Consider the following 25,965-nt stretch of genomic DNA (forward strand, 5'->3'; position numbering starts at 1 on the left):
CCTTGACAAAGCACCTGCTGCCTCGGCAGATCTCCGGAAGCGCGGGGTGCAACCGTGCCTACACCAGTTTGTTCTCTATGGCATAGCGGGTGAGTTCGGCGTTGTTGCGCATGTTCAGCTTGCGCAGGATGAAGGTCCGATAGGTGCTGATGGTTTTGACGCTCAGGGACAGTTCGCCGGCAATGACGCTGACCGGTTTGCCCGAGGCGATCATGCACAGTACCTGGAATTCCCTGTTGGAAAGGCACTTGTACAGCTCTTCCTGGGATGGGTTGTTGAGATCCGAAACGAGTGTCTCGGCAAGGGTGGGGCTGACATACTTCTTGCCCAGGGCCACCTTGTGCAGTGCCTCGATCAACTCCTGCAGAGGCCCCCCCTTGGTCAGGTACCCGCACGCCCCCGCCTTGTAGGCGCGCAGTGCGTACTGCTCTTCGGGATGCATGCTCAGGACCAGAACGGGGAGTTTCGGTTTGATGCTCCGGATCTCGGTAAGAACGTCGATGCCGCTTCTGCCGGGCATGGAAATGTCCAGTATCAGCATGTCGTATTCTTTCTCCCTGACCTTGCTGAGCACCTCCTGCCCATTTGCAGCCTCGTCCGTTACGGTCATGTCCACCGTGGTGGCGATCACCTGTTTGAGGCCTTCACGGAAAATGGCGTGGTCGTCCGCTATCAATACATTTTTGGGCATGGTCATATCTTTCCTCATGCGCTGATCGTAGTGAAACTGCCGGCTCAGGAGTCTGATATGTCTGTCATCGGCCCGCTACGGGGAGGTCGTTTCCTTGTCGTCCCGCTACATGAAATATGCCAGCTTTGTAAGTGCCCGTTAAATGGAGGCAAGTGCTCCAGATGGCGGGGCGGCCGCAGGTTTTATGTAAAATTTGCTGCCATAGTGGCAGAAAACTTTACATATCCGCCCACCTCCAGCGAAGGGCGTATTCGGGGCTCTGTCCGGATTTACAAACCATGATTGTAGGATAAGATTTAGGGGATGTTAATTCCAAGGGGGTGCCGATGCCGCTGTATATCGATGAATTCTGCAATGGAGAACCGATCCTGTACAAATGCCACACCCGGCATGTCAGGGATGAATTATACCGTTGCCTGTTGGAAAAATCCGACCGATGCAGATATGCCGCTCCCAGCGGTGCTGTCATATACTGTACCCATGAGAACAGGAGCAGGCTGCAGGGATTGGATTTTCTGGATCACCGGGTCAGTGCGGGGGCAACTGCCGGATGAAGGGTCTGGAACTGTCCTGTCGAAACAGTCAGTGGTGAAACGAATCGAGGTATCGGGATGGAAGAGTCCCACGACATTTCCCTGCTCTATGTGGAGGACCAGCCGGAATCACGGGAGTTTTTGGCCAAGGCGTTCAGGCATCGTTATCCGGAACTCGAAGTCCATGTGGAAGAGAATGCCGAAAAAGGGCTCGAATTCTTCAGGCGATACCGGCCGGAGATCGTCATCACGGACATAAGCCTGCCGGTGAAGAACGGCATTCAGTTGGCGGCCGAGGTACGGAAGCTACAGGCTGAAACCGAAATAATAGCCCTGACGGCCTACAGCGATTCGGAATATCTCCTGGATGCCATCGGGATCGGCATCAACCACTACATCCTCAAACCGGTGGAATTGGACCGCCTTTTCGGTGTCGTCGACACATCCCTTGCCAGGATCAGGATCAGCAGGAAGGTCCGGCATCAGTACACCATTATCCGCAAGCTCTCCCAGGCGATCGAACAAAGCCCCCTGGGGATCATGATCACCGATGCCGCCGGGGTGGTGGAGTACGCCAACAGGGAACTCAGCGCCATGACCGGCTTTGACCGGGACGAACTCGTGGGGTACCCGCTCTTCGCCGGAGAGGTGCCGCATCTGCCCCGGAGCGTGCATGGCGATGTCCGCCGTACCCTGACAGGAGGCAACAGATGGTCGGGCGAGATCGAGAACGTCAGAAAGGGGGGTGACCTTTACTGGGAATCCCTTTCTGTCTCCCCGGTCCACGACGAAAGGGGGAACATCACCAATTTCATCATCGTACGCGAGGAGATCACGGCTCGTATCAGGGACAGGCAGCAGATAGAGAGTCTCAATGCGGAGCTGGCGCACAAGGCGGCCGAGCTGGAAACGACCAACAGGGAGCTGGAATCCTTCAACTACACCGTTGCCCATGACCTGCGCACCCCCCTGGTTACCGTCAAGGGGCTGGTGGATCTGCTGCTGTTGCGGCAGAGCGCGGTTCTGGACCCCCAGTCCCGGGAAAACCTGGCTTGGATCAATGAGGAGATCGTTCGCCTGAACGGCCTTATCGGCGCAATTCTCAGGTTCAGCAGCGATGCAAGGAAACCCATCGACAAGCAGTGGATCGACCTCGGCAGCATTGTCCGGGAGGTCGCCGCACAGCTGAAGGCCAAGGAACCGCTGCGGCAGGTGGATCTTGCGATCGCCAGCCCAGCCCCGGCGTATTGCGATCCGGTATTGATGAGAATCGTGCTGGAGAACCTGATCGACAACGCCTGGAAATTCTGCGCCACAAGGGACGTGGCGCGCATCGAATTCGGCCACAGGGGGGAAGAGGAACCGCCGGTTTTTTTCATCCGCGACAACGGCGCAGGATTCGATGAAAAAAATAGTGACGGACTGTTCGACGTATTTCGTCGCACCCAAGGGGAGGGGGCCGGCTACGGCATCGGCCTGGCGACCGTCATGAAGATCATACAGCGCCATGGCGGCAGGATCTGGGCCGACGGCGAGACAGGCAAAGGGGCTACCTTCTATTTCACCGTGTAACATCGCCGTTCCGGCCCGACCGGGCCCACATCCATTCCCATCCCCGCACCTCACGGCAGGAACAGTGCCTGCCATCCTTTCCCATTGCCGGTATCCGGCAGCTCTGCCCCATGTTTTTCAGCACACCACGTCGTGTATACCGGGCTGAACCGGCTTGGCGCTTGACAAGGGCTGAACGCTTAGGTAGCTTGGAACCGTTCCGAACTGGAACTGCCTGCATGCGATGCTCATTACATTGAAATGAAATGGTAGGGACACAGCATGAAGAAAACCGCCTTGCGCTGGAAAATCATTGTACCGGTAGTTGCTTTCGTAACCCTGGGTGTCATTGCCACCGTGTTTGTCACCGGATATTCGGCGCGACGGGTGGTGATCGGCGAAATCGAGAAATCGACCCTGATCAAGCTGCGTGACACGGTCCTGATCTCCATCACCACCATGATGAGCAGCGGCAGCATGAAGGAGAACAAGAACTCCTTCGTAGCGCTGATGAAGGACACTGCGGACCTGCGGATCGTGCGCTCCCATGCCCTGGACAACGATCACGGCAAAGGGGACGACCGGGAATATGCCCAGGATGACTACGAACGCGAGGTGATCGAAAAAGGGGTGGCCCGGGTGTTCATGGAAGGGACCACCATCAGGGGCATCTATCCCTATATCGCCGGCAGCAACACCCTGGGCAAGAACTGCCTGGGATGCCACAACGTCAAGGAAGGAACCGTGCTGGGGGCAGCGGATATCCGCATCCCGCTGACGAATTCCCTTTCCCGGATCAGGAACTATCAGTACCTGTTCGGTATTCTGGGTATCGTCGGAACCCTCCTGCTGACGGCAGCCATCTACATCCTGGCGCGGTATGTCTTCAGCCCCCTGGAAGCCCTGACCGGAAAAGTTTCCGAGGTGAAGAACGGCAACCTGGGGATTGGCTTCGATCACCGCAGCGCGGATGAGATCGGTGTGCTGAGCGCGAGCATGAACGACATGGTCCAGGCCCTGAAGGTCCTGATCGGCAAGATCATCGGCTCCTCGAACAAGATCGTCGCGGTGGTCGACAATCTGCGCCTTGAATCGAACCGGATGTCCGAGGGGCTGGAGCGCGAGGCCAGCCAGATCATGCAGATCGCCACTGCCAACGAAGAGATGTCCGCAACGGCCGGAGAAATCGCCAACAATTGCCATCTGGCCGAAGAGAGCGCCCGGCAGGCGGATTGCATGGCCCATGAAGGCGCCACCGTGGTGGAGAACACCATCCAGGTGATGAGCAGGATCGCGGAACGCGTGACCGCAACGGCGCATACCGTGGAGAGCCTCGGATCCCGGTCCGACCAGATCGGCGCGATTGTCGGCACCATCGAAGACATTGCCGACCAGACCAATCTTCTGGCCCTCAATGCAGCCATCGAGGCGGCCAGGGCCGGCGAACAGGGCCGCGGTTTCGCCGTGGTGGCCGATGAGGTGCGCGCCCTGGCGGAGCGCACGACCAGGGCGACCAGGGAAATCGGGGCTATGATCAAGACGATCCAGGCGGAAACCAGGGATGCGGTCCTGTCAATGGAGGAGGGGGTCCAGGAGGTCGAGCGGGGCACCCGGGAGGCGGCCCGGTCGGGTGAGGCGCTGGGCAAGATCCTGGAGCAGATCAGCAGCGTGACCACCCAGATCAGCCAGATTGCCACTGCTGCCGAAGAGCAGACCGCCACGATCCATGAGATCAACAACAATGTGCAGATCGTTGCCGATGTGGCCAGGACCAACAAAGAGGTGGAAAAGGATGTCCTGAAGGAGATCTCCGAGCTTACGGTAACGGCCCGGGAGCTGAAGGAGTCGACCACCGGGTTCAGGCTGGAGTGATATCAGAGCAGGGAGGCGCATCGATGCCCGCGCAACAGCGGGGATGCGCCTCCTTATATAACGCAATGGCGCCACCCGTCACGGGTTGTGACGCCTGATCACGATCGGTCGTGACCGTATTTGTAGTTTCCACCGACAATTCTGCATCCCACGCCCTGTCCGGCTCATGACGGAAGGGCGTTCGTTTCGCCGCAGCCATTGCCGCTGCCGTGCCTGATTGTTGCTCCCCGGGTTACGGCCTCTCCCTTTCCAGTCTTGCGATGCATTCCTCGATATCGACCCCCGGCCCCAGCACACCCCTGAACAGATCACCCCGTTTTTCCAGCCGGGCATGGATGGTCCGAATGGTGAAGGCGCGCGGATCGAGCCCGGGGGTGACCTCGTCCCAGCTCAAGGGGGTTGAAACCGGTGCGCCGGGTCGGGGACGCAGGCTGTACGGCGCGGCCAGGGTCTGGCCTGCCCGGTTCTGCAGGAAATCGAGATAGACCTTGCCGCGGCGCTTCCCGGGAGAGCGCACCACGCTGGTAAAATCGGGAAGCATGCTGTTGGCGATAACCGCTATCAGCCGGGCGAAATTTACCGAAATATCGTAGCTGTATCCCCTCTTCAGCGGAATGTAGATGTGCATGCCGGTAGCCCCCGACGTCTTGGGAAAGGCCTGGGCCCCGGCCTTTTCGGTAACCCGGCGCACCGCCAGTGCAGTTTCGACCACTTTGTCGAAGGCGATCTCTTCCGGATCGAGATCGATCACGCAATAATCGGGTGAGTCCAGACTGCCTGCGCGCGAGAGCCAGGGATTGATTTCGATGCAGCCGAGATTGGCCATGAACAGCAGGGTGCTCCGGTCCTGGCACATCAGGTAGGTGATATCCTTGTCATTGGACTCCGAAAAGACCGGAACCGTAGCGGCCCACTCCGGGGCCAGTTCGCCGACATCCTTGTGATAGAACGACTCTCCCCGGAGGCCGTCCGGAGTGCGGTACAACGATTGGGGACGATCCTTCAGGTAGGGCAGGATATAAGGGGAGATCGTGCGGTAGTACTCGATCACATCCCCCTTGGTAATTCCTTCCTCGGGCCAGAATACCTTTTTCAGATTGGTGAACCGTATCTTCCGCTCCTCCTCACCGTGATCCTGCCGCTCTCCTGCGGAACCTCTTTCCCCGAGCACATCCCGTACTTCCAGCACCCCGGTCTCCCGCACCACCGTGTGCGCCTCCTTGTCCTCCCGCAGTCCCAGGAAGACGGGGTGGCGCATGAACCGCTCCCCGGTCCATTCGGTGAACGACACCTCGCAAACCAGGAGCGGTTCCACCCAGGTGACCGGCATGTCGGACAGCACTTTTTCCGCAAAGGGGGAGGAGCTTCTGACAAGGGACTGCAGGCGCTGGAAGATCTCTTTCTGGCTGCTCTCGTCGAAACCACCGCCGCTGAATCCTATGAAGACCAGCCGTTTGTTCTCCCAGGCTCCCAGCGCCAGCGAGCCGAAATACTTCCTGCTGCCCCGGGGTTTCGTATACCCGCAGATGATCGCCTCCTGGCGTTGTTGAATCCTGATCTTCAGCCAATCGGTACTTCGTCTGCCGGCGGTATACCTGCTGCTGCCGCGCTTGGCGATTATCCCCTCCAGCCGGTTCCTGCGGGCCAGTTCGAAGAAGGCCGTGCCCTGCTCGACCACATGATCGCTGTACCTGATTTCCTCCTGCTCCGGCAGCAGGCCGTGCAGAAGCGTCTTGCGCGAGACCAGCGGCCGGGCGCGCAGATCCTCGCCATTCCAGTACAAAAGGTCGAACACGAAGTAAACGATCGATCCGCTGCCGGTGCTGGCATAATTCTGCAGTAGCTGAAACTGCGATCGCCCCTGCTCATCCAGGACGACCAACTCCCCGTCGAGTACGGCTGTCGTCCCGATTGCGGACAGCACTTCAGCTGTCCGCGGGAACTTCCGGTTGAAAGGCAGGCGGTTGCGGGAGTAGAGCCTGACACTCCCCCGCTCAATCTCCGCAATTGCACGATAACCGTCGTGCTTGATTTCGAAGATCCAGTCCGGGTCATCGAAGGGTTCCTTGACGGATGCGGCCAGCATCGGCGCAATGTCATGGGGCATCGGATCGGAAGGGGGGGAAGAGGGGAGGGGGGCGGAGGGCTTCGATCTATCCCCGGATCCGGAGGCCAGGCTTCCGATCTGGTCGACGGTCAGCCCGCTCATGACGGAGCGGTTGTCGAGGGGGATGTCTTCGGTGGCTGCAAAGCCGTCTTTTTTTTTGATCAACAACCAGGCATTATCGCCGGACCGGGAGCCGGTTTTCACCAGGGCGAATTCTCCGCGCAGCTTGCTCCCATCCAGGACGAACTTCAGGTCACCCTTGAGCAGCCCCTTTCGCAGCAGTTCCTGGCCTTCTCCCGGATCACTGACACCCGGAGCATGATAGCTGCCGCTGTCCCAGACGATCACCTTTCCGGCACCGTAATTGCCGGCCGGGATGATCCCCTCGAAATCGCGGTAATCGTAAGGATGGTCCTCCACCTGGAGCGCCAGCCGTTTCACCGAGGGATCGAGAGAGGGGCCCTTCGGCACGGCCCAGCTCTTCAGGACCCCGTCCAGCTCCAGCCGGAAATCGTAATGAAGACGGGATGCGGCATGCAATTGCACCACGAATTGAAGGGTTTTGCGCTCGCCGCTTTCCGATCCGCAAGGCTCGGGGCTCCGGGTAAAATCGCGCTTTTTTCGGTAATCCTTCAAGCTCATCCGATCACCTGAGTGGAGACCGCCTTGTCCGGGGAGTGGGATGATGCCGCTCAGGCCGCCTTGCGATGCTCCTTCAGGCTCTGCTTGAGCAGGGCCATGATGTCCACTACTTTGGCGGGCTGCGGTTTCGGTGCTGCGGGCTGGACAGCGATGCCGCGGGTCTTTTCCTCGATCAGGTGCTTGAGTGCATCGGTATAGGTGTCCCGGTATCGGGAAGGGTCGAATGCAACCGACAACTGGTCGATCAGCTTGAGGGCCAGATCGATCTCCTGATCACTGATTTTTTCGGTGCCGGGTACCTTCAACTCCTCGAAGCTCCGCACCTCCTCCTGATACCTGATGGCATTCAGGACCAGGATCTTGTCAAAGGGTTTGACAATGCCGATGTTGCCCCGGTTTCTGAGCACGTAATTGGCGAGGCCGACCTTGCCCGATCGCTTCAAGGCCTCGCGCAGCAGTACATAGGCCTTTGATCCGGACTTGTCCGGTTCGAGATAATAGGGCTTTTCAAAGTACCGGGAGTCGATCTCGTTCTCGTCGATGAAGTTGAGGATCTCGATCAGATGACTTTTCTCGGCCTGGGCACTTTCGAAGTCCTGATCGGTCAGCACCACATACTCGCCATCGGTATACTCGTACCCCTTGACGATCTCCCCGTAGGGCACCTCCTTGTTGTCATCCTTGCACACCCTGAGATATTTGATCGCGCACAGGTCGTTCTTGCGGAGCATGTCGAGGTCGAGCTTGTTGCTTTCCGAGCCGCTGAACAGCTTCACCGGGATATTGACGAGACCGAAGCTGATCGAACCTGACCACATTGCCTTCATGTTCCACCCCCTGAAGCAGCACCGTCCTGATGCCCGGTGCGTTCGTAAATATCCGGTATTCATGGAAAGTTTAGCATACAATCCACAAATATTCTCCCCGGTCGCCTGCCTTGCCATCATGGCGGGCAATGATAGAATTTGACCAAGAAGCACGAATTTGCACGGAAAATCGAAGGTGCGGATGTATGAGGGTAGCCATATGCACATCATGGAAATGATCAGGTCACACCCGGTAATGCCGCAATTCGAGTTGGACGACATGCGCATCTTTCTGAGAATCGCAGCGGAATGCGGCCAGACCTGCGTATCCTGCGCCGATGCCTGTCTGGCGGAAAAGACGCGGGATCAGCTTGTGCGTTGCATCAGCATCAACCTGGACTGCGCCGATATCAGCCTGGTGACACAGCGCATCGTCATGCGCCAGGGAGCTCCTGACATCAAGCTGATCCAGAGTCAGGTCCAGACCTTTGCAATGGCCTGCCGGAGCTGCAGGGAAGAGTGCGCCAGGCATGCGGCCATGCACGAACACTGCCGGATCTGTGCCGAGGTATGCGCCAGGTGCGAGGAGGCCTGCGCGCGTCTGCTCAGGTTTTTTCCCGCCACCGTGGCCCAGGACAGTCGCTGAAGGACCGGCCTTGCCAGGGAGAGTCCATATGAAATCAGAGAAAAAGATCACTATCGATGAGGTCAGGGAGCTGATGAAAGGGGATGCCCCCCTGTTCTTCCTGAACGTCCGGCAGCACCGCGAGCGTGACTGGAGCGTCATCAAGGTGCGGGGTGCACTGCGGGTGCCGGACGACGAAGTGGAGCGGCATATCGACGAAATTCCCCATGACCGCGTACTTGTCGTCTATTCCTCGAGCCCCGGCGATGAGCCGAGTGAATGGGCAGTGGAACTCCTGCGACAGCGGGGATGGAACAACGCCTATGTGCTGATAGGCGGTTTCGGTGCCTATCTGGAGGCGGGGCTTCCGGTGGAGGAGTTTGGGGTAGGGAGTGAGACGAGGAAGATCATGTTTTTGAGCTGAAATCGGGGATCGGGGATCAGGGATCGGGGATCAGGGATCAGGGATCGGCGGTATTCACCATATCGGGTTCCATCCTGATGAACCCCACCGGTCCCTGGTCTCCGGTCCCTGCTTTCAGATCCCCGGTCCCTGTTTTCACCGCCTGACCATGCCGTAGATCAGCGAGATCAGGAAAAGCACCAGGAAGATATAAAAGAGAACCTTCGCTATATCAATCGCTGCACCGGCAATACCGATAAAGCCGAAGAATGCCGCGACAAGAGCGATAACGAAGAAAACCGCAGCCCACCGAAGCATAGGAACCTCCTTTTCTGCCATCTTCAAACCCTGAACAGTTTCAGCTTTTCGCGTACAAAGGCAAGATGGCGCCGTTCGTCCACCAGATTCGCCTGAAGCAGCATGGCAATATCCGCCGGACAATCCCACTTTTCCGCCTCTTCATACTTTGATGTCGTCAGCTTTTCATTGGTTTCCATCGCGCCCAGCGCCCCCTTTGTTCCGGTCAGGCTGCGCAGGGCGGTAAACCCGGTTATGAAATACCCCTTGAAATCCGAAGTCAACTCCGGCGGCACCCCTCCCAACTCACGTACCTTTGCGGAAAGTTCTGCCACATGCCTGCCATGATCGCTCTTGAACAGGATCAGTTTGTCCTTTATCAACTGTTCTCTCACGTTCTTTATGGCCTGGTCGTAAGCGTGAATGGCGTCGATATCCAGGTGAATCAGTTCGTTCAACTTGTCGAGCAATTCTTCCCTCGTCATGGTCATACCTCCCTTTCAGGCATCGAGTTGAGAGTGACAGGCATGTTATTCCGGCGAAGACCGCCTGCCGCCGGCAGCGATGCTCCGCCCGGTTTCTCCTTCCGCGCCGTATCGACCGGCGCCGCTTCTCACCGAAATATCCAGCTCTGACCGGAACGGGTCTTCCAGCGTCTCCGGCCTTCGATGCATCGGCCGGCCCCCGCCATAGCATAACACGTCAACATCTCACGACAAATATACCAGATTCGCTGTCCCGAGACGTTCGGGGTTTGTCTGAAACAACCATCGGAGCGCCGATCCCGGGATCGGATCGTGTACGGAACAGTGCATCCCGAGCACGTGGCAACATGGCCACCCTGCGAATGTTTTTTTGTGTGATCCGGCTCACTTATGGCGACGGGGTTCTGCCGTATGATCGGATTCACTTTTGAACGAGAGGGAGGAAATACATGTTTGCACGTTGTACTGCCCTTGTCGCACTGTTAATGCTTTTCTGTGCTGCGCCGCTGCCGGCCCGCGCGGCAGATACCCCGGCTGCCATGACGGTCGCCAAATATGTCGACGACCAGGACCTGTACCGTTCCACCCATCCTGCGGTGGAGAAGAAACTGAGGGTCAAGGAAAACTACAAATACTACGACATCCAGGGTGAAAGTGCGGCGGATCTGCGGCGACAGATGCGTCAGAACGGAACGAAATGGAATGACGGAAAGGTCTATGCAGCCCTGACTACCTGGGACATCAGCTATGATTACGATATTGCCAGCGAGAATGGCAGATATTCTCTCGCGTCGGTGACAACCGATATCGATATCGTGTTCCATCTCCCCCGCCGGCTCGATTCGGTTGCCGTTTCCAAGGAACTGTCAGGACAGTGGAGCGACTACATGGAACATCTCAATGTACACGAGATGGGACACCGGGATCTGGCGGTCAAATCGGCTGCCCACATCAACGAGTTGCTTGCATCGCTGGGAAGCTTCGGCAGCAAAGGCGAATTGCGTTCGGAAGCCGAGCGTGTCGTCAAAGCCGAATTGAAAAAGATGAAGGAGCTTCAGGTCTCCTATGACGCGGATACTCACCACGGCGAAAAGCAGGGGGCCATACTGCCTGACTGAGTTCCTGCGATACCCCGTCGATCCTGTGAAGCCCCCTCCTGCCGGGAGGGGGCTTTTTTGCGATTGCGTTTCCGCAACACCTCTTTCGTCTGGGGCGGGTATTGCGGGAGCCGGGCCCATCCCGGCCGATTCAGGGATCTGCCGGTTTTCCCTATAAGAGAATTCTTAAGCTATTTTCAGACAGAGCCTCACTATGTGCGCCAACCTCATATGCTACAAAAGGAATCAGTAGTACCACTCTACGCTGGACACCGAAAAGGAGGAGCACCTATGAGGAATGCAAGGAGGCTTGTACTGACTGCCATAGCGATGGCGGCGTTGTCGGGGTTGGCTTACAGCGCATCGAGCCAGAGCACTGCCAACACCGGTGGAACGCTCGCATCAAGCTATCAGGACACCGGCACTTCCAGCGAGAAAGCCGGTAAGGGTGGTGGAACCGGCGGTTCGACCGACACCGGAACCAGCGGCTCAATGGGCGGCGCTACGGGCGGTTCTACAAGCGATACCGGCGGCGCCACCGGTGGAACCATGGGACGCTATTCCAGCTCCACGCATCCGGGTCCGAAAGGTGGAATGAAGTACTAGGGCTTCCGTCTCGGAATTGCGCAAGGGCAACAGGCCTGTAGAACCACGGTCTGTTGCCCTTAGTCGTTCAATGGGCCGCTTATAACCGCAATGGGAGTGCCGGATGCTGGATGAGTCCCTCCGTTCATTCCCATTGAAGTTCGGCGGGTCTGTTGAAACGCTCGACATAAGGAGGAACAGCGATGACACTAATCAGGAAAGCGATCTGTACAGCGGCTGCACTGGCTGCAGTCGCCGTTATGGCATTGAGCAGCGGGTGCGACAACAAGAAAGGTGGCGGGACCGGCGGCGGCACGGGCGGCAGTACCGGCAGCGAACGCGGCGGCAGCACCGGCGGCAGCATGAACGGCAGCATGAACGGCAGCGCCCCGGGCAGCAGCCCGGCCAGCAGTCCCGGTGGCGGCGGTGGCGGAATGGGTGGCGGCAGGTAGCCTGGTATGCCACAATTGGTCCGGCCGGGACACTCACCGGCAAGGCGGCCCTTCCGGGATAAGGTTGTCGGGAAGGCGGTTACAGACTGCCGAGTCGAAAATAGGACATCCGCCTATCCCTGGAATGGCATTGCTCTGGTACAGTATAAGAGTAGAAGAGAAAAACATAGGGGAGGAAAAGGTCATGACCAGTGTTAAAAGACTACTATTCACAGCGGCGGCGCTGATATCGCTGTCAGGCCTTGCCTTGGGCGGCGGTTACGGTAGCAGCGGAGCGAGCGGCGGCGCCGCCGGCGGTAGCAGCATGGGCTCCGGCAGTGATAGCAGCACGAGTACAGGTGGTGCAACCGGTGGGAGCACGGATACCGGAGGCGGCGCCACAGGTGGTTCAACCGGCACAGACACCGGTACATACGGTACTGGTGGTGGCACAGGCGGTTCAACCGGCACAGACACCGGTACATACGGTACTGGCGGTGGCACAGGCGGTTCAACCGGCACAGATACCGGTACATACGGTACTGGTGGTGGTACAGGCGGTTCGACCGGCACGGACACCGGTACGACAGGCACCGGCGGTGGCACAGGTGGTTCGACCGGCACAGAAACCGGTAGCGGCGGAACAAAAAGCGGCCTGGGAGGCATGGGGGGGACCGGCGGCAGCAGCACCGGTTCGGGAGCCACCTCGCCCGGCGGCAATATGAGATAGTGCGTTCAAAAGGCCCTCCGGATCGAATGTCCGGGGGGCTTTTTTTGTTCCAATTCCGGGGCCCGGGATGCCGCCGTTGCTCTCGGTACCGTATCCGAAGTGCAGGCTGCTCCCACCGATCAGTTCCCCTTTTCCGATCCGTTCTCCACCTTTTCCCCCGGTTCCTTGCCCTCTTTTGAGCTGTGTTCCACCACCGCATTTATCTCGGCACCCACAAGGATGATGAAGCTGCTCAGAAAGAGCCATAAAAGCAGCACAATCACCGCTCCGATGCTGCCGTAGGTCTTGTCGTACGATCCGAAGTTGTTGATGTAGAAAGAAAAGGCCAGTGAGCCTACGATCCAGACCGGTATGGCGAGTGCCGAGCCGGGGGTGATCCATTTCCAGTCCTGCTCCACATCAGGCGTGAAGTAGAAGATCAGGGCGACAGCCAGCATCAATGCCATCAGGACTACCGGGATGAGCAGAATGTTCCAGGCCGTCTCGAACCAGTGCCCTAGCCGCACCAGATCGGCAATGAAGGAGCCGATTCTCGGTCCGAACATCAGAAGCAGCAGGGAAGCCAGAAACAGTACCGAGAGAGCGATAACCAGCAGTAGTGCCGTAATCCGTACCTTCCAAAAGGGGCGCCCCTCCTTGACGAGGTACAAACGGTTCATCACGCTCATGATCGAGGTGATGGCGCTCGAGGATGTCCACAGGGCCAGCAGGATTCCAAGGGACAAGAGTTCGCCCCGTTTGCTGCCGAACAGTTGGCGGATGTTATCCTCCACAAGTTCCCAGGCTTGTTTCGGCACCAGGTCCTGCATCGTGTCCAGAATGAATTCGAGTAGGTTCGGTATCGGAAGATAGCCGATCAGAGTGGTGAGAAAGAGGAAAAAGGGAAACAGCGCAAACAGCAGATAATAGGCGATCGCCGCAGCATATTCGGTGCAGCCGTCTTCGCTCACCTTTTCAGCGACCCTTTTTCCAAGGTCAAGGAGACGAATGTTTCCCAGCTTGAAATAGTTGCGGATTGAGAACATGAAGTACCCCCGACAGCCGGAATCTCACACTGCGACCATCCGGCACGCGTACGATTCGGTTAGCCTGACCAGCAGGCTCAGTGGGTGTGGTAGGTTACTATCCCTTGGGAGTCGAAGACGATTCTGAGTGTTTTGAATTCAATCAGGTCCAGAAGATTGACGGCGCTGGGATAATAGAGCCATATCTCGCTGGGGTCCTGCAGGACGAACTCCTTGTCTCCCGAAACCGCTTTTACCGCGCCCGAGCTGAACATCCTGTCCGGCTCGCCCAGCAGGAACAAAACCTCACTCTTGGTCGTTCTGCCGGCAACTATCTTTTGTTCGGCGGGAGGTTGAGTGAAAGGGAGGGTGCAACCGGCGGTTGCCAGCAGCATCAGCATCACACCATGTTTCAGAAGTCTCGTCACGTTGTTTGCCCCGCTCAAGGCGCCTGTTGGATAAGAGATAAGGAAAGTATATAAGCCGTACGTCCCAATTCAAGCGGGCACAGGAAAACGGAGCATTCATGAGGGCTCGGGGGCTGAATTGCCAAGTAGTATGGGTATGTTAGTATAGATTGGTGATTTCAAATACATCGACAATCAGGGGAGATCTATGGCGATATTGGTTACCGGAGGATGCGGCTATATCGGCAGTCACGTAGTGCGGCAATTGACGGAAGCCGGCCGGGAAGTGATCGTGTATGACAATCTTTCCACCGGGTTTCCGGATGCGCTTGTTTCAGGAGAACGGCTGTTTGTGGGAGATGTATCGGACACGGCGCGCTTGGAGCAGGTGCTGGAGGAATGCCGGTGCGACACCCTGATCCATTTTGCAGCCTCGATCGTTGCGCCCGAATCGGTCAGCAACCCTTTGAAATACTATGGAAACAACACCGGTAATACCCTCAAGCTGTTAGGGGCCTGCGTGAAGCATGGGGTGGAGCGGGTCATTTTTTCGAGCACCGCGGCTGTCTACGGCATCCCGGAAGGGGGAATCGCATCGGAAGAGACGCCCACCTGCCCCATCAATCCGTACGGAACTTCGAAGCTGATGAGCGAGTGGATGCTGCGCGACGTGTCCCTGGCTCACGGGCTGAAATACGTGGCGCTGCGTTACTTCAACGTGGCCGGCGCTGATCCGCAGGCCCGAATCGGACAGCGAACGCCGGAGGCGACCCATCTGATCAAGGTCTGCTGCCAGGCAGCTTTGGGAATGCATGATTCCATCGCCATCTACGGTACAGACTATCCGACTCCTGACGGCACCGGCGTCAGGGACTACATTCATGTGGAGGATCTCGCAGCGGCCCATCTTGCTGCATTGCGGCATCTGGAAAGAGGAGGGGAGTCGGATACCATCAATGTCGGTTATGGCAATGGCTCCAGCGTCAGGCAGGTGATAGAGACTGTCCGGAGCATTTCAGGCGTCGATTTCAGGGTGAAGGAGGCGCCGCCGCGCCCCGGCGATCCGGCGGCGTTGGTGGCTCGGGCCGATAAGGTGAGGCAGGTGCTCGACTGGACGCCGCGTTACAATGATCTTCGCACCATTATCGGCGACGCCTGGAAGTGGGAATGCAAACTTAAGACTTTTGTGAAGTGAATAAGATATATGCCGGGATAGCATAAGACTACTTCCGAATTCAAAGTAAAAATAAAAGTATTAGATGAATTTGTTCTGTGCATACCGTTTATTCTGTTGTTGCTTTTGTTGAATAAAATTTCTCCTATGCTAAGGTTACACAGTATAAGTATTGGATAACTCCAGCAACAGGGAGGAAGGCATGGGAACTGGGACATCTACGGTGCCCGGACAAGGGGCGCATAATCCGAAACGGAGAATCAATGTCGGTCGCGATGAAAGAAATGTCAGCATGTTCGGAGGCGCTGCACTTGCCCTGACAGGTCTGAAACAGCTCTCGCAGAGAAAGGTGTGGTCAGGTGTCGCCATGATGGCGGCAGGAAGCATGTTCCTGTATCGCGGCAAAACAGGCCACTGCGACGTCTACCAGGCCATCGGCATTGACAGGGCCGGGACCGAGGACAATGGCCTGACGGTTGAGAAGGTGGTCACCATCAACCGCCAGCCGCGGGAGGTATACGAATACTGGCATGATTTTGAAAACCTGCCCCGTTTCATGAAACATCTGGAACTGGTTCGCAGCACCGGTGCCACCACCTCGCACTGGAAGGCGCGGGGCCCGGGAGACATCACGGTCGAATGGGATGCCGAAATGATCGAGGACCGCCCCGGCCAGCGCATCAGCTGGCACTCGGGTGAGAACGCCGACATTCCCAACCAGGGGGAGGTCGAATTTCACCAGGCTCCTGCCGGGCGCGGGACCGAGCTGAAGGTCCGGATACGTTACTATCCACCGGGTGGCATGGCCGGAAAAGCGGCTGCCACCGTTGCCCATCAGATCAATGCCCAGCAGGTGGAGGAGGATCTCAGGCGTCTGAAGCAGATTCTGGAAACCGGAGAAACCGCCACTGCCGAAAGGTACGGCATCGGCAGAACATTTCACTGATCCTCTCTCGTCACGCCGCGAAAAGGAGGAACCATGAAAGCTGTTTGCTGGCACGGAAAGCACAACGTGCAGGTGGATACGGTGCCGGATCCGCAGATCCTGAATCCCCGGGATGCCATCATCCGGGTGAGTCTCTCCGGCATCTGCGGTTCTGACCTGCATCTTTACGATGGTTACATACCTACCATGAGGAAGGGGGATGTCCTTGGCCACGAATTCATGGGTGAAGTGGTCGAAGTCGGTTCCGGGATCAAAAATCTGGACGCCGGAGATCGTGTGATTGTTCCGTTTCCGATAGCGTGCGGCAATTGCTGGTACTGCCAGCAGGGCATGTGGTCGCTGTGCGACAATTCGAACCCGAATGCCTGGATGCTCGAAAAAGTCTACGGCGATACCGGTGCCGGCATCTTCGGTTATTCCCATCTGTATGGCGGGTATTCCGGAGGGCAGGCCGAACTGGTGCGGGTGCCGTTCGCCGATGTGGGGCTCCATAAGGTCCCGTCCCATCTGTCCGATGAGCAGGTGCTGTTTCTGACCGACATATTCCCGACCGGATACCAGGCAGCGGAAAACTGCAATATTCACCAGGGAGACACGGTGGCGGTGTGGGGCAGCGGCCCGGTCGGATTGCTGGCGCTGAAGAGTGCCAAGCATCTGGGGGCGGAGAAAATCGTGGCGATCGACCACAACCCCGATCGCCTGGCCATGGCGCGGACGTACTGCAATGCGGAAACCCTCAATTTCGAGGAAACCGATGTCGTGGAGGAGCTGCACGCCCTGACCGGCGGGCGAGGTCCCGATTCCTGCATCGATGCGGTCGGGATGGAGGCCGAGGGGACAGGGATCGAGGCGGCCTATGATACGGTCAAGCAGGCCCTGCGTCTCGAAAACGACCGCCCCATGGCCTTACGGCAATTGATCAAGGCCTGCCGCAAGGGGGGCACGATTTCGATTCCCGGAGTCTACAGCGGTTTTGTGGACAAGATGCCCATGGGGGCGGTATTTGCCAAAGGACTGACGATACGGACCGGCCAGACCCATGTGCACAAATATGTGCGTCCGCTTATGGAACTGATCGAGAAGAACGAAATCGATACGCGGTTTATCATTACCCACCGCATGTCTCTGGATGAGGCCCCCCAAGGGTACAAGCTGTTTCTCGAAAAGCAGGATGGGTGCGTGAAGATCGTCCTGAATCCCCGGACACAGGGGAGCCCCACCACCCATTGAAAACCGGCTCAACCTTCTCAAAACCACGACAGGAGGAACAACCATGGCACAAGCAAAATCGCAACAGCAGTCACAGCAGTTGTTCGATCTTCTGAAACGTGATCACCGTCAGTCAGAGAAGATTATGAAGCAGATCGAGTCCGCTTCCGCCGAGGAGCGGGAGGATCTTTTCCAGACCTTGAACGAAGCCCTCAGCGATCATATGCAGATGGAAGAGCAGGTCTTCTATCCTCAGTTGCAGAAGATACCGGAACTGCAGGAGATGGTGCAGGACGCCCTGGAAGAGCACAAGGAGGCCAAAGAGTATCTGTCGGAGATTGACGATATCGATGTGGATGACGACGACTGGTTCTCCACCTTCCAGGATCTGCAGGAGGGGGTACAGCACCACGTCCAGGACGAGGAAAACCAGATTTTTCCCGAGTGCAAGCGTTACCTGAGCGATGACCAGTTTGCCCAGATCGTTCAGAAATGCATACAGTTCAAGGAGCAGATCGGCGAGGTGGTCCTGCCGAAGCAACGTGGGGCAACGGCCAGAGGGCAGCAGCCGGGCAGCAGGCAGAAGTAAGCAGGCAAATAGCACCACCGCCTGCCCTGTGAGCGGGGCAGGCGGTCACCCGCAGTTTCCGAACCCTCTCTCCACCGATCATGGGCACTCTGCTGCATCTGCTGCGCGACCGCCACATACCTGATTTTATTATCCAATTCAGCAATTACCCCTGTTCTTCATAGTTCCTTGGGAGCGACCCCGTCGATTGCTTTATGGCTCTCCTCCTCTATACTTGAATGAGTAAAACCTCCGTGCCGGAACCGGGTTCAGGAAGGGGCGCAATGAAGATACTGCTCGTGGCGATGCCCGATGCGGCCAACAATTTTCAGCGCATCATCACGGTACCCAACCTGGGGCTGTGCACAATTGCCGCCCAGCTTAAGGATCATCAGGTCAAAGTGGTGGATCTGGTCCTGGTTCACCGGCGCATCCGTCGCTGGTTGGTGGATTTTCTCGGAAAATTCCGCCCGGACCTGATCGGCATCAGCTGTATGAGCTTCCAGTATGACAGCGCCCTGAAGGTGGTCGCCATCTGCAGGGCATGCCTGCCCGGGGCGCGGACCGTGCTGGGAGGCTATCATGCCACGCTCGAGTATGCGTCGATTGCCCGCTCCGGTGCGCCACTCGACTTCCTGATACGGGGAGAAGGAGAGCTGGCCTTTCGCGGGCTGGTGGAGGCACTGGAACGCGGGGGTGGTTTCGATGCGGTGCCGGGATTGTCCTGGCAATCGGAGGGGGAGTTTGTCCACAACCCGACCGGTGGGCTGCTCGACCTGGGGCTCCTGCCGCTGCCGGACAGGCAGGCGCGGGTTCTGGGTCATTTTACCTATTTCGGCCGCACAATGGACTGCCTCGAAACCTCCCGCGGCTGCACCAGCCCCTGTTCCTTCTGTTCCATTACCGCCATGTACGGCTCGAGCTTCCGTTGTCATGCCATCGGGCGCGTTCTGGCCGACCTGGAGGAGTTGCAGCGGCGCGGGACCGAAACGGTGCTGCTGGTGGACGACAATATCACCCTGGATCCCGTGCGTTTCCGCAAACTGGCCGAAGCGATCGCGGAGAGCGGGCTTACCGGCATGGAATATCTGGTGCAGGCCTCGGTGGCGGGTATCGTCGCCGATCCCGGCCTGATTCCGGCCATGGCGCGTGCCAATTTCCGGCTGGTATTCCTCGGAATCGAATCGGTGCAGGCCAGGAATCTCGAACTGTTCCGGAAGGGGGACATCCTCGCCAAAACCGAGCAGGCCGTGCGCCTGTTGCGGCAAAACCGGATCGCCGTCATGGGGGGCTTCATCATCGGCAACCCCGACGACACCGGCGAGGATATCCGCGAGGTCTACCGGACCATACGCCGCCTGAGGATCGATCTGCCGTACGTCCAGTGCGTGACCCCCTATCCCGGGACACGCATCCGGAATGTCCTGCTCCGGGAGGGGCTGGTCACCAATCCCGCCGATCTGAGCCGGTACACCGGTTTCATCTGCAATGTCAGGACCCGGCACCTGACCCGGGGACAGCTCAACCGGACCATGAACTGGGAGAACATCAAGATCTTTTTCGACCCGACCCGTTACCGTGACAACCACTTTGTCAGGAGAGGCCAAAAGGGGACCATGAAGGTCGTGCTGAACAATCTCGAACTGGTCAGGGGGTGGTTTACCGGCGACCAATTCAGATCGCGGCATACCTTCTGACCATTCTGAAACCGGGACCGAACGAGCGCGCGATGGGAACAGGCAAGAGAAAACAGGGTACAGACCGGGAACTGGATCAGCTGGTGGCCGAACGGACCCGGGAACTGGAAGAGCGATGTGCTGCGCTGGAGCGGAGAGGGCTCAGGCTGAAAGAGTCCGTGCGCGAGCTGAAAAGATCCTGTTACCGCTATTGGAGCCTCTATAATTGGTCGCCGGTCGGGTACCTGGCGGTTGACCACGAACTGAGAATAGCGGAATTGAATATGGCAGCGGCACGGCTTCTGGGCGCGCGACGCTCGGATCTCGTCGGGAGCTCCCTGGAGCGGCTGTTGAACTCCGATAACCGGGAACGCCTGCAGGAGAGCTTCAGCAATTGCATGAAAAACAAGCATGACGAGGTGGAGGTGCAGGTTACGCTGCAGGAGAACCAGTACCTGTATGTGCAGATCTTCTGCGAACCGTACCATATGCACGGCAAGCCCTCTACGCTCTACCGGATGGCGATCATCGACATCAGCAAGCTGAAGGAGGCGGAGAGCAAGCTACACCGCCTCAATCGCCTTTACGCGTTGCTGAGCGCCACCGGCAAGGCCATTGTCCACAACGCCGACCGAAAGGAACTGTTCGAGGAGATCTGCCGCATTGCGGTGGAACAGGGGGGATTTACCAAGGCATGCATCGGATGGCTGGACAACGAAACCGGCATCGTCTCTTCGGTCGCCACAGCCGGCGTCCGCAACGAAGAGCTCTGCATCTGTTTCAACGAGAGCCTTTACAGCCCCGGACCGATAGCGGCGGCCATCAGGGACGGGCGCCACTACGTCAGTAACGACTGTCTCAGGGACCCCAATACCGCCTACCGCCACAGCACGTGCGGACAGTACGGCATCAGAGCATCGGCGGTGTTTGCACTGACCCGGGCCGGAGCGCCGGTCGGCGCTTTCAGTCTGGCGGCCGGCGAATACGGATACTTCGACCCCCAGATGGTCGACCTGCTGGACCAGATGGTGGCTGATATCTCCTTTGCGCTGGAGCACATGGAACAGGAGGACCGGCGGCGGGAAGCGGAAGTGGCGCTGCAGCGGGAAACCCTCGAAAAACTGCATGCCGTGGTCGAACTGCGCCGCAAGGAGCAGCTCCTTCTAAACCAGAGCCGGCAGGCGGCCATGGGGGAACTGCTCGGCAATATCGCCCATCACTGGCGGCAGCCTCTGAATGTGATCGCACTGATCATTCAGGATCTGGACCTGCAGTTCGACCAGGGGGTAACCCGCGAGTACCTGGCTGCCAGCACCCGGAAGGCAATGCAGGTGATCCTGCAGTTGTCCCAGACCATCAACGACTTCCGGGATTTCTTCCGGCCCGATCATACCAGGAGCCTGTTCAGGCTCAACGATGCCGTTGCCAGAACCATGTCGCTGGTGGAGGCGAGCTTCAGGAACTTCCAGTTCAGTACCAGTGTCAGCTCCGAAGAGGATATCTTCGTCAACGGCTATCAGCATGAATTCTCGCAGGTGCTGCTGAACATCATGCTCAATGCCCGCGATGCCTTTGCCGAACGGCGGGTAACGGACCCGAAGCTGGAGATTCATCTGTTCAGGGAGGGGGAGTGGTGTGTCGTAACAGTGGTCGATAATGCGGGGGGCATTCCCGAAGATATCCTGCCGCTGATTTTCGACCCCTATTTTACGACCAAAGGGCCTGACAGGGGGAGCGGCATCGGATTGTACATGGCCAAGACCATCATCGAAAACAACATGAACGGCAGGCTCACCGTGACCAACACCGGACAGGGGGCCGAGTTCAGGATAGAACTGCCCGCCTGAGGGGTGGTCAACGGATCAGGTTGTTGTCCAGCTCGTTGCGGTCGTCCGCCTGGCGGGGGAAGTGGTGCGCCAGTTCTTTGCCGCAGCCGGCAATGACGTTGCACAGGGCATCGCAGGCGCGATCTTCCTTGAGCCCGGCGGCGAGTTCGGCTGCCAGCCGGTGCCAGAAATGGGGGGCAATCCGGGCATTGATGCCGCGGTCGCCCAGGATCCATACCTTGTGTTCCAACAGGGATATGAAGATCAGGATGCCGGTCTCGTTGCTGGTCTTGTGCAGGCGTTTTTCGTAAAAGGCCCTCAGTGCCCGCTCCCGCACCGCTTCATCGGTTCTCCATTTGCTGAGAAAGGGCAGTTTCAGGTGGGGAAAACGCTTGAAGATGTTTCGGCAGGGAAAGTACAGGGCAAATACCAGTGGCACGTAGGTCCAGACCGCTTCGTGCCGTGCCGCAACCGCAACGATGATCGAGACCAGTCCCGACAGCAGGACTCCACCCAGGACCTCTGCTTCACGATAGCGGTCGCTGCGGTCCACCACCATCGGAGCGATCTCGCCCGCCGTGCCGGATTCCGCCAGCTCCACCGCCAGCCGGATCCGCTCCCGCTCCTCGTCGCTGAAAAAATCCCGGGCTTTTCTGTTCGTCATGGCATGCCTCTGAAATTCACTGTCCCTCTACCAGTCCCCCGAAGCTCCCCCTCCGCCGAAATCACCTCCTCCGCCGGAGAAACCGCCGCCACCGTAACCTCCTCCGCCGAAGCCGCCGCCAAAGCCGCCCCCTCCTATGAAAGGACCGCCGCCGAAAAAGCCTCCGCCCCGTCCACCGCCGCCGAACAGGAACGCCAGCAACAGGCCCAGCAAAAATCCCCCTGCAGCCAGTACCGCGATCGCCGCCAGGGCGAGCCCGGGAAAGGCGAGAAAGGCGATCGTCGGAGCCCCCACGGCGCCTGCCAGCCCTCCCAGGAAGCGGGAAATGGAACCGAGAAAAACGCAGGCCACCAGCAGGAATATCAGCATGGTGGCGACGCCGGGCATGCTGCGCTTGCCGGGTCGATGCTCGTTTCCGGTGCCGTGGTACTCCCCTTTGACCGCCTCCATGATGGCGGTTGTGCCGGCGATGATGCCCCCTTCGAAATCGCCGGCCTTGAAGCGGGGGGTAATCTCCCCCCTGATGATCCGGCCCGATACCAGGTCGGTCAGGCGCCCCTCCAGCCCCATTCCGACCTCAATCCTGACCCGGCGGTCGTCCCTGGCGATCAGCAGGATGACGCCGTTGTCCACCCCTTTGCGGCCGATCCGCCACGCTTCGGCAACCTTGATCGAGAATTCCTCCAGGTTTTCGCCCGCCAGGGTCGGAACGGTGAGCAGCACGATCTGGGTGGAGTCACTCTGCTCGAATGCGGCCAGGCTCCGCTCCAGTGTGCGGGCCGTGTCGGCAGAGAGCATGCCGGCATAGTCGTTGACGTGCGCAACCAGCGGTGGCACGTCAAGGCCGAAGGCCAGGCGGGGAAGCAGCAACAGGAAAAAAAGGAGGATCAGCTTGTTCATGGGCGCCCTTGGGGTTTTCAAAGGGGTTTAACCCCTCCTGTCCTCCCCTTAGCCTAAGGGGAGGGACGCTTCGGCGGAACGTCGGTGGAACTTCCAGCAACGTCCTTATAGTAGCCCCCTCTTAAGATAAGAGGACCCATAGGGCCTAAAGGGGACAGGGGGAGTTACGACTAAACCTTCCTCAACAAACAGGCATGGGCCGAAAGTCCTGCGCCGTAGGCCAGCATCAGGCACCAGTCCCCGGGCAGGACACCGTTTTGGGCGATGTCGTTCAGGACGAACCAGACCGTGGGGGAGGACATGTTGCCGTATTCCGCCAGCATCCTGCGCGTTGGCTGCAGTTTCTCCTCCGGAATGCCGATCCGGTCCCGCACCGCCTCGATGATCTTTACGCCGCCGGTGTGCAGCGCCCAGTGGGCGATGTCTCCCTCGGCGATTCCCTGTGAAGCGAGCAGTTCGCCCACCACCTGTGCTGCAGCCGCGCCGACCATGCCCGGCAGTTCTGTGGAAAGCTGGTTGTGGAGCTGCCCCTGCTTGTGGACGAAACGGACCGCGTCGCGCTGCTCCGGCACATAGCGTCCTGCCGAAGAAACCAGTTCGAATCCCTGCGGCCTTGTCCAAAGCACCGCCGCAGCCGCTCCGTCGCCGAACAGGGCATTGGAGAGAATCAGGCTGAGATCGTTATCCATCTGAAATGCGGCACTGCAGATCTCCACCGATACGCTCACGACAGCACCGTCTGGCTGGCTTCTCAGCAGTGCCTCCGACACCTGCAGGTTGGGGATGGCGCCGCCGCAGCCGCTCCCCACCAGATCGTAGATGCCGATGGTGCGGGAGAACCCCAGCTTTTCGACAAGATAGGAGGAAATACCGGGGCAGAGGTAACCGGTACACGTATTTACCACCAGCCCCTTTACGTCGTCAAGTGACAGGCCGGCCTTGTCAAGCGCTTCGGTGACCGCCCGGGCCGCCAGAGCGACCGATTGCCCGGTGAAGCGCTCCATGCGCTGATCCGGCGACTCATGCATGATGTCGGAGAGCTCCTGTACGGCAAAGTGCCGCTTGCGGATGGCGGGATGGGAAAAGGCTGCGCGGATCAGGCCCAGGCTGCGCTGGGTCAGGTGCGGGGCGTAATGTTCCCGTATCAGCTCGGCCGCGAGGTCCTGACCGGCGCTCACGGGGGGGACGACACAGGCGATGGAGCCGATATGGACGGGGCAGTTTTTGCTCACGGTCATCCTTCCTGGCATGGGGGGCGCGAAAAAGGTTGTTACGGTTATACGTCCATCCCGGCCAGTCTCAGTCCGCGCCTGATGAAGCGGGTGAATCTCCAGAGCGGCGGACGCAGCCCCAGTGCGGAGCCCGTCCGGTTGATGGCCGGCAGGCAGGAGAGCCCCAGAGTCGCCATGTTGATGAAGTTCATATGGCCTGCCAGGGAGCGCCCCAGCTCCTGTCTGATCCAGTGCCTGTCGATGCGGGGGGACAGGTAGAATACGGGAGAGAGCATATCCGCCGCAGGCTGACTCAGCACCCCCTCCCGCCGGGCGATGGATTCCAGTTCCGTGCCGGGATAGATGCGGATGCCGGTGTTGAAGAAGGCTACGTCACCGGGGCGGATCCGTTGCTCCGCAAAGGCCAGGGTCTCCCGGAGCGTGTCCCTGGTTTCGCCCGGTCCTCCCAGCAGGAAGATCCAGGCGCAGGGGATGTCGTGCCGCCGCACCACTTCGGCCGCATGGTGCACCTCACGGCTGGTGAAACCTTTTCTCATGCGGAGGAGCACTGTGTCGCTGGCGCTTTCCACGGTGATGCCCATGCCGGTGAACCCTGCCCGTTCCATGGCCCCTGCCAGGGCATCATCGAAATTGAGCGGATTGATCTCCAGGCATTGAAGGCGGGCGCCGTGCCTGATGGCGGCCAGTTCGCGGCAGATGTTCATGGCATGCTCGGGAGAGGCGTTGAAAACGCTGTCCACGAACTCGATATCCCTGAGTCCCTGGCCGGACAAGCGGGCGACCGCTTTGGCCACCCCGGCCGGCGAGCGGAAACTGCAGCGGCGGCCTTCGATCAGGGGATAGCTGCAGTAGACACACTGAAACGGGCAGCCGGTCCGGGTCTGGATCGGTACCGTGGCCTGCTGCGAGCGGTAGGCGGAGAGATTCAGCCAGCGCCGGTAGTCCGGTGCCGGACAGGGACCGGTAAAGTCCCCTGGGTCCGGGGAAGTACGGCGGAAATTTCCATCCTTGATGCAGGCGATGCCGGATATGTCGCTGAATCCGCGCTTGTTGTGCAGTCTCTCCAGGAGCAGCGGGAAAACAGTTTCGCCCACCCCGGTCACGGCGCACAGTGCGCCGGTCAGGCGCAGCAACTGCTCGGGCATGATGCCCAGGGCCGCTCCTCCCAGCACGATCGGGGCTTCGGTCCGGCTGCGCACGGCGTGCAGGCAGCTCAGAAGATCGTCCTTGAAACAGACCGTGTCCTCCATGTCGTTGTTGTCGATGTTGCGCACCGACAGACCGACGATGTCCGGCCGGAAAGTCTCGACCGCCTCCCGTACGGCCGGTCCGGGCTGTCCGGCGAACATCAGATCCAGCAGGCGCACGCAGTGCCCGGCACGCTCGGCAGCTTCCGCCACGATGCAGGCGCCGGCCGGCATTACCGCCATCGGAAGTACGCTGCGATTGGTGCTGATCAGGAGAACCTTCATAACATGCAAATGATACAGCGGTTCCGGCGCAA

General features: G+C 58.9%; 25 protein-coding genes. 14 read left to right on the top strand and 11 right to left on the bottom strand.

Translation table 11 applies throughout. The features are described from left to right. Positions 1-58: 58 nt before the first annotated feature. The gene (locus tag GSVR_RS09280; RefSeq protein ID WP_239077501.1) at positions 59-697 is read right to left on the bottom strand and encodes a response regulator transcription factor; all 639 of its coding nucleotides are present in this window, start codon (positions 695-697) and stop codon (positions 59-61) included. A 605-nt stretch (positions 698-1,302) separates the two neighbouring features. Here GSVR_RS09280 and GSVR_RS09285 point away from each other — a divergent pair. Next, positions 1,303-2,796 (top strand): response regulator, encoded by a 1,494-nt coding sequence (locus GSVR_RS09285; RefSeq protein WP_173196581.1) that lies wholly within the window; start codon positions 1,303-1,305, stop codon positions 2,794-2,796. A 261-nt stretch (positions 2,797-3,057) separates the two neighbouring features. Next, entirely contained in the window at positions 3,058-4,647 is a 1,590-nt protein-coding gene (locus tag GSVR_RS09290) for a methyl-accepting chemotaxis protein (protein ID WP_173196579.1), read from the top strand. A gap of 232 nt (positions 4,648-4,879) precedes the next feature. Here GSVR_RS09290 and ligD read toward each other — a convergent pair whose 3' ends face one another. Both ligD and GSVR_RS09300 read right to left on the bottom strand, forming a co-directional pair. Continuing rightward, the gene (ligD, locus tag GSVR_RS09295) at positions 4,880-7,396 is read right to left on the bottom strand and encodes a DNA ligase D (protein ID WP_173196577.1); all 2,517 of its coding nucleotides are present in this window, start codon (positions 7,394-7,396) and stop codon (positions 4,880-4,882) included. Positions 7,397-7,446: 50 nt separating this feature from the next. After that, positions 7,447-8,223 (bottom strand): Ku protein, encoded by a 777-nt coding sequence (locus GSVR_RS09300; protein ID WP_173196575.1) that lies wholly within the window; start codon positions 8,221-8,223, stop codon positions 7,447-7,449. A 199-nt stretch (positions 8,224-8,422) separates the two neighbouring features. On the opposite strand from GSVR_RS09300, the gene GSVR_RS09305 reads away from it, so the two are divergent. After that, positions 8,423-8,848: a four-helix bundle copper-binding protein gene (locus GSVR_RS09305; RefSeq protein ID WP_173196573.1), complete on the top strand. Its 426-nt coding sequence runs from the start codon at positions 8,423-8,425 to the stop codon at positions 8,846-8,848. Between the two features lie 28 nt (positions 8,849-8,876). Continuing rightward, a complete protein-coding gene (locus GSVR_RS09310; RefSeq protein ID WP_173196571.1) occupies positions 8,877-9,251 on the top strand; it encodes a rhodanese-like domain-containing protein in 375 nt (124 codons plus the stop codon). Between the two features lie 135 nt (positions 9,252-9,386). Here GSVR_RS09310 and GSVR_RS09315 read toward each other — a convergent pair whose 3' ends face one another. Further along, a complete protein-coding gene (locus tag GSVR_RS09315; protein WP_173196570.1) occupies positions 9,387-9,548 on the bottom strand; it encodes a DUF1328 domain-containing protein in 162 nt (53 codons plus the stop codon). Between the two features lie 23 nt (positions 9,549-9,571). Beyond that, positions 9,572-10,012: a DUF2383 domain-containing protein gene (locus GSVR_RS09320; RefSeq protein WP_173196568.1), complete on the bottom strand. Its 441-nt coding sequence runs from the start codon at positions 10,010-10,012 to the stop codon at positions 9,572-9,574. 449 nt (positions 10,013-10,461) lie between these two features. Between GSVR_RS09320 and GSVR_RS09325 the strand changes: the two genes are divergently transcribed. The 4 genes from GSVR_RS09325 to GSVR_RS09340 all read left to right on the top strand — a co-directional run bounded on the left by GSVR_RS09325 (position 10,462) and on the right by GSVR_RS09340 (position 12,855). Beyond that, complete coding sequence (locus tag GSVR_RS09325; protein ID WP_173196566.1) at positions 10,462-11,130, top strand: DUF922 domain-containing protein; 669 nt, start codon at positions 10,462-10,464, stop codon at positions 11,128-11,130. A gap of 270 nt (positions 11,131-11,400) precedes the next feature. Next, positions 11,401-11,715 carry a hypothetical protein gene (locus GSVR_RS09330; RefSeq protein WP_173196564.1) on the top strand — a complete coding sequence of 105 codons (315 nt, stop codon included), beginning with the start codon at positions 11,401-11,403 and terminating at the stop codon, positions 11,713-11,715. 182 nt (positions 11,716-11,897) lie between these two features. Then, a complete protein-coding gene (locus GSVR_RS09335) occupies positions 11,898-12,146 on the top strand; it encodes a hypothetical protein (RefSeq protein ID WP_173196562.1) in 249 nt (82 codons plus the stop codon). Positions 12,147-12,330: 184 nt separating this feature from the next. Beyond that, positions 12,331-12,855, top strand: coding sequence for a hypothetical protein (locus GSVR_RS09340; protein WP_173196560.1), 525 nt, complete (start codon positions 12,331-12,333; stop codon positions 12,853-12,855). Positions 12,856-12,974: 119 nt separating this feature from the next. Here GSVR_RS09340 and GSVR_RS09345 read toward each other — a convergent pair whose 3' ends face one another. Beyond that, on the bottom strand, positions 12,975-13,880 hold the full coding sequence (locus GSVR_RS09345; protein WP_173196558.1) for a YihY/virulence factor BrkB family protein: 906 nt from the start codon (positions 13,878-13,880) through the stop codon (positions 12,975-12,977). Positions 13,881-13,957: 77 nt separating this feature from the next. Then, positions 13,958-14,287 (bottom strand): hypothetical protein, encoded by a 330-nt coding sequence (locus GSVR_RS09350; protein WP_173196556.1) that lies wholly within the window; start codon positions 14,285-14,287, stop codon positions 13,958-13,960. Between the two features lie 187 nt (positions 14,288-14,474). Here GSVR_RS09350 and galE point away from each other — a divergent pair, with 187 nt between their 5' ends. The 6 genes from galE to GSVR_RS09380 all read left to right on the top strand — a co-directional run bounded on the left by galE (position 14,475) and on the right by GSVR_RS09380 (position 21,686). Beyond that, entirely contained in the window at positions 14,475-15,461 is a 987-nt protein-coding gene (galE, locus tag GSVR_RS09355; RefSeq protein WP_173196554.1) for a UDP-glucose 4-epimerase GalE, read from the top strand. A gap of 181 nt (positions 15,462-15,642) precedes the next feature. Further along, positions 15,643-16,386 carry an SRPBCC family protein gene (locus tag GSVR_RS09360; RefSeq protein WP_173196552.1) on the top strand — a complete coding sequence of 248 codons (744 nt, stop codon included), beginning with the start codon at positions 15,643-15,645 and terminating at the stop codon, positions 16,384-16,386. Positions 16,387-16,419: 33 nt separating this feature from the next. Continuing rightward, entirely contained in the window at positions 16,420-17,616 is a 1,197-nt protein-coding gene (locus GSVR_RS09365) for a zinc-dependent alcohol dehydrogenase (protein WP_173196550.1), read from the top strand. 43 nt (positions 17,617-17,659) lie between these two features. Continuing rightward, a complete protein-coding gene (locus tag GSVR_RS09370; RefSeq protein ID WP_173196548.1) occupies positions 17,660-18,184 on the top strand; it encodes a hemerythrin domain-containing protein in 525 nt (174 codons plus the stop codon). Between the two features lie 263 nt (positions 18,185-18,447). Then, positions 18,448-19,860, top strand: a complete 1,413-nt coding sequence (locus GSVR_RS09375; protein ID WP_173196546.1) for a B12-binding domain-containing radical SAM protein — start codon at positions 18,448-18,450, stop codon at positions 19,858-19,860. Between the two features lie 32 nt (positions 19,861-19,892). After that, entirely contained in the window at positions 19,893-21,686 is a 1,794-nt protein-coding gene (locus GSVR_RS09380) for an ATP-binding protein (protein WP_173196544.1), read from the top strand. A 7-nt stretch (positions 21,687-21,693) separates the two neighbouring features. On the opposite strand, the gene GSVR_RS09385 is transcribed toward GSVR_RS09380, so the two are convergent. The 4 genes from GSVR_RS09385 to GSVR_RS09400 form a co-directional block, all read right to left on the bottom strand. Continuing rightward, a complete protein-coding gene (locus GSVR_RS09385) occupies positions 21,694-22,329 on the bottom strand; it encodes a TPM domain-containing protein (RefSeq protein ID WP_173196542.1) in 636 nt (211 codons plus the stop codon). Between the two features lie 27 nt (positions 22,330-22,356). After that, the gene (locus GSVR_RS09390) at positions 22,357-23,229 is read right to left on the bottom strand and encodes a YgcG family protein (RefSeq protein WP_173196540.1); all 873 of its coding nucleotides are present in this window, start codon (positions 23,227-23,229) and stop codon (positions 22,357-22,359) included. Between the two features lie 170 nt (positions 23,230-23,399). Then, complete coding sequence (locus tag GSVR_RS09395) at positions 23,400-24,461, bottom strand: type III polyketide synthase (RefSeq protein WP_239077502.1); 1,062 nt, start codon at positions 24,459-24,461, stop codon at positions 23,400-23,402. A 44-nt stretch (positions 24,462-24,505) separates the two neighbouring features. Then, complete coding sequence (locus tag GSVR_RS09400) at positions 24,506-25,933, bottom strand: B12-binding domain-containing radical SAM protein (protein ID WP_173196537.1); 1,428 nt, start codon at positions 25,931-25,933, stop codon at positions 24,506-24,508. Between the last annotated feature and the right edge of the window lie 32 nt (positions 25,934-25,965).

This window comes from Geobacter sp. SVR (genome assembly GCF_016865365.1).
Classification (GTDB): domain Bacteria; phylum Desulfobacterota; class Desulfuromonadia; order Geobacterales; family Pseudopelobacteraceae; genus Pelotalea.

Bases quoted from the DNA above. Each gene is read 5' to 3' on its own strand.
- GSVR_RS09310 (WP_173196571.1), top strand. From the start codon at position 8,877: ATGAAATCAGAGAAAAAGATCACTATCGATGAGGTCAGGGAGCTGATG.
- GSVR_RS09340 (WP_173196560.1), top strand. From the start codon at position 12,331: ATGACCAGTGTTAAAAGACTACTATTCACAGCGGCGGCGCTGATATCG.
- GSVR_RS09345 (WP_173196558.1), bottom strand. From the start codon at position 13,880: ATGTTCTCAATCCGCAACTATTTCAAGCTGGGAAACATTCGTCTCCTT.
- GSVR_RS09320 (WP_173196568.1), bottom strand. From the start codon at position 10,012: ATGACGAGGGAAGAATTGCTCGACAAGTTGAACGAACTGATTCACCTG.
- GSVR_RS09380 (WP_173196544.1), top strand. From the start codon at position 19,893: ATGGGAACAGGCAAGAGAAAACAGGGTACAGACCGGGAACTGGATCAG.
- GSVR_RS09300 (WP_173196575.1), bottom strand. From the start codon at position 8,223: ATGAAGGCAATGTGGTCAGGTTCGATCAGCTTCGGTCTCGTCAATATC.
- GSVR_RS09400 (WP_173196537.1), bottom strand. From the start codon at position 25,933: ATGAAGGTTCTCCTGATCAGCACCAATCGCAGCGTACTTCCGATGGCG.
- GSVR_RS09305 (WP_173196573.1), top strand. From the start codon at position 8,423: ATGCACATCATGGAAATGATCAGGTCACACCCGGTAATGCCGCAATTC.
- GSVR_RS09285 (WP_173196581.1), top strand. From the start codon at position 1,303: ATGGAAGAGTCCCACGACATTTCCCTGCTCTATGTGGAGGACCAGCCG.
- GSVR_RS09280 (WP_239077501.1), bottom strand. From the start codon at position 697: ATGACCATGCCCAAAAATGTATTGATAGCGGACGACCACGCCATTTTC.
- galE (WP_173196554.1), top strand. From the start codon at position 14,475: ATGGCGATATTGGTTACCGGAGGATGCGGCTATATCGGCAGTCACGTA.
- GSVR_RS09315 (WP_173196570.1), bottom strand. From the start codon at position 9,548: ATGCTTCGGTGGGCTGCGGTTTTCTTCGTTATCGCTCTTGTCGCGGCA.
- GSVR_RS09390 (WP_173196540.1), bottom strand. From the start codon at position 23,229: ATGAACAAGCTGATCCTCCTTTTTTTCCTGTTGCTGCTTCCCCGCCTG.
- GSVR_RS09375 (WP_173196546.1), top strand. From the start codon at position 18,448: ATGAAGATACTGCTCGTGGCGATGCCCGATGCGGCCAACAATTTTCAG.
- ligD (WP_173196577.1), bottom strand. From the start codon at position 7,396: ATGAGCTTGAAGGATTACCGAAAAAAGCGCGATTTTACCCGGAGCCCC.
- GSVR_RS09330 (WP_173196564.1), top strand. From the start codon at position 11,401: ATGAGGAATGCAAGGAGGCTTGTACTGACTGCCATAGCGATGGCGGCG.
- GSVR_RS09290 (WP_173196579.1), top strand. From the start codon at position 3,058: ATGAAGAAAACCGCCTTGCGCTGGAAAATCATTGTACCGGTAGTTGCT.
- GSVR_RS09325 (WP_173196566.1), top strand. From the start codon at position 10,462: ATGTTTGCACGTTGTACTGCCCTTGTCGCACTGTTAATGCTTTTCTGT.
- GSVR_RS09335 (WP_173196562.1), top strand. From the start codon at position 11,898: ATGACACTAATCAGGAAAGCGATCTGTACAGCGGCTGCACTGGCTGCA.
- GSVR_RS09385 (WP_173196542.1), bottom strand. From the start codon at position 22,329: ATGACGAACAGAAAAGCCCGGGATTTTTTCAGCGACGAGGAGCGGGAG.
- GSVR_RS09360 (WP_173196552.1), top strand. From the start codon at position 15,643: ATGGGAACTGGGACATCTACGGTGCCCGGACAAGGGGCGCATAATCCG.
- GSVR_RS09365 (WP_173196550.1), top strand. From the start codon at position 16,420: ATGAAAGCTGTTTGCTGGCACGGAAAGCACAACGTGCAGGTGGATACG.
- GSVR_RS09370 (WP_173196548.1), top strand. From the start codon at position 17,660: ATGGCACAAGCAAAATCGCAACAGCAGTCACAGCAGTTGTTCGATCTT.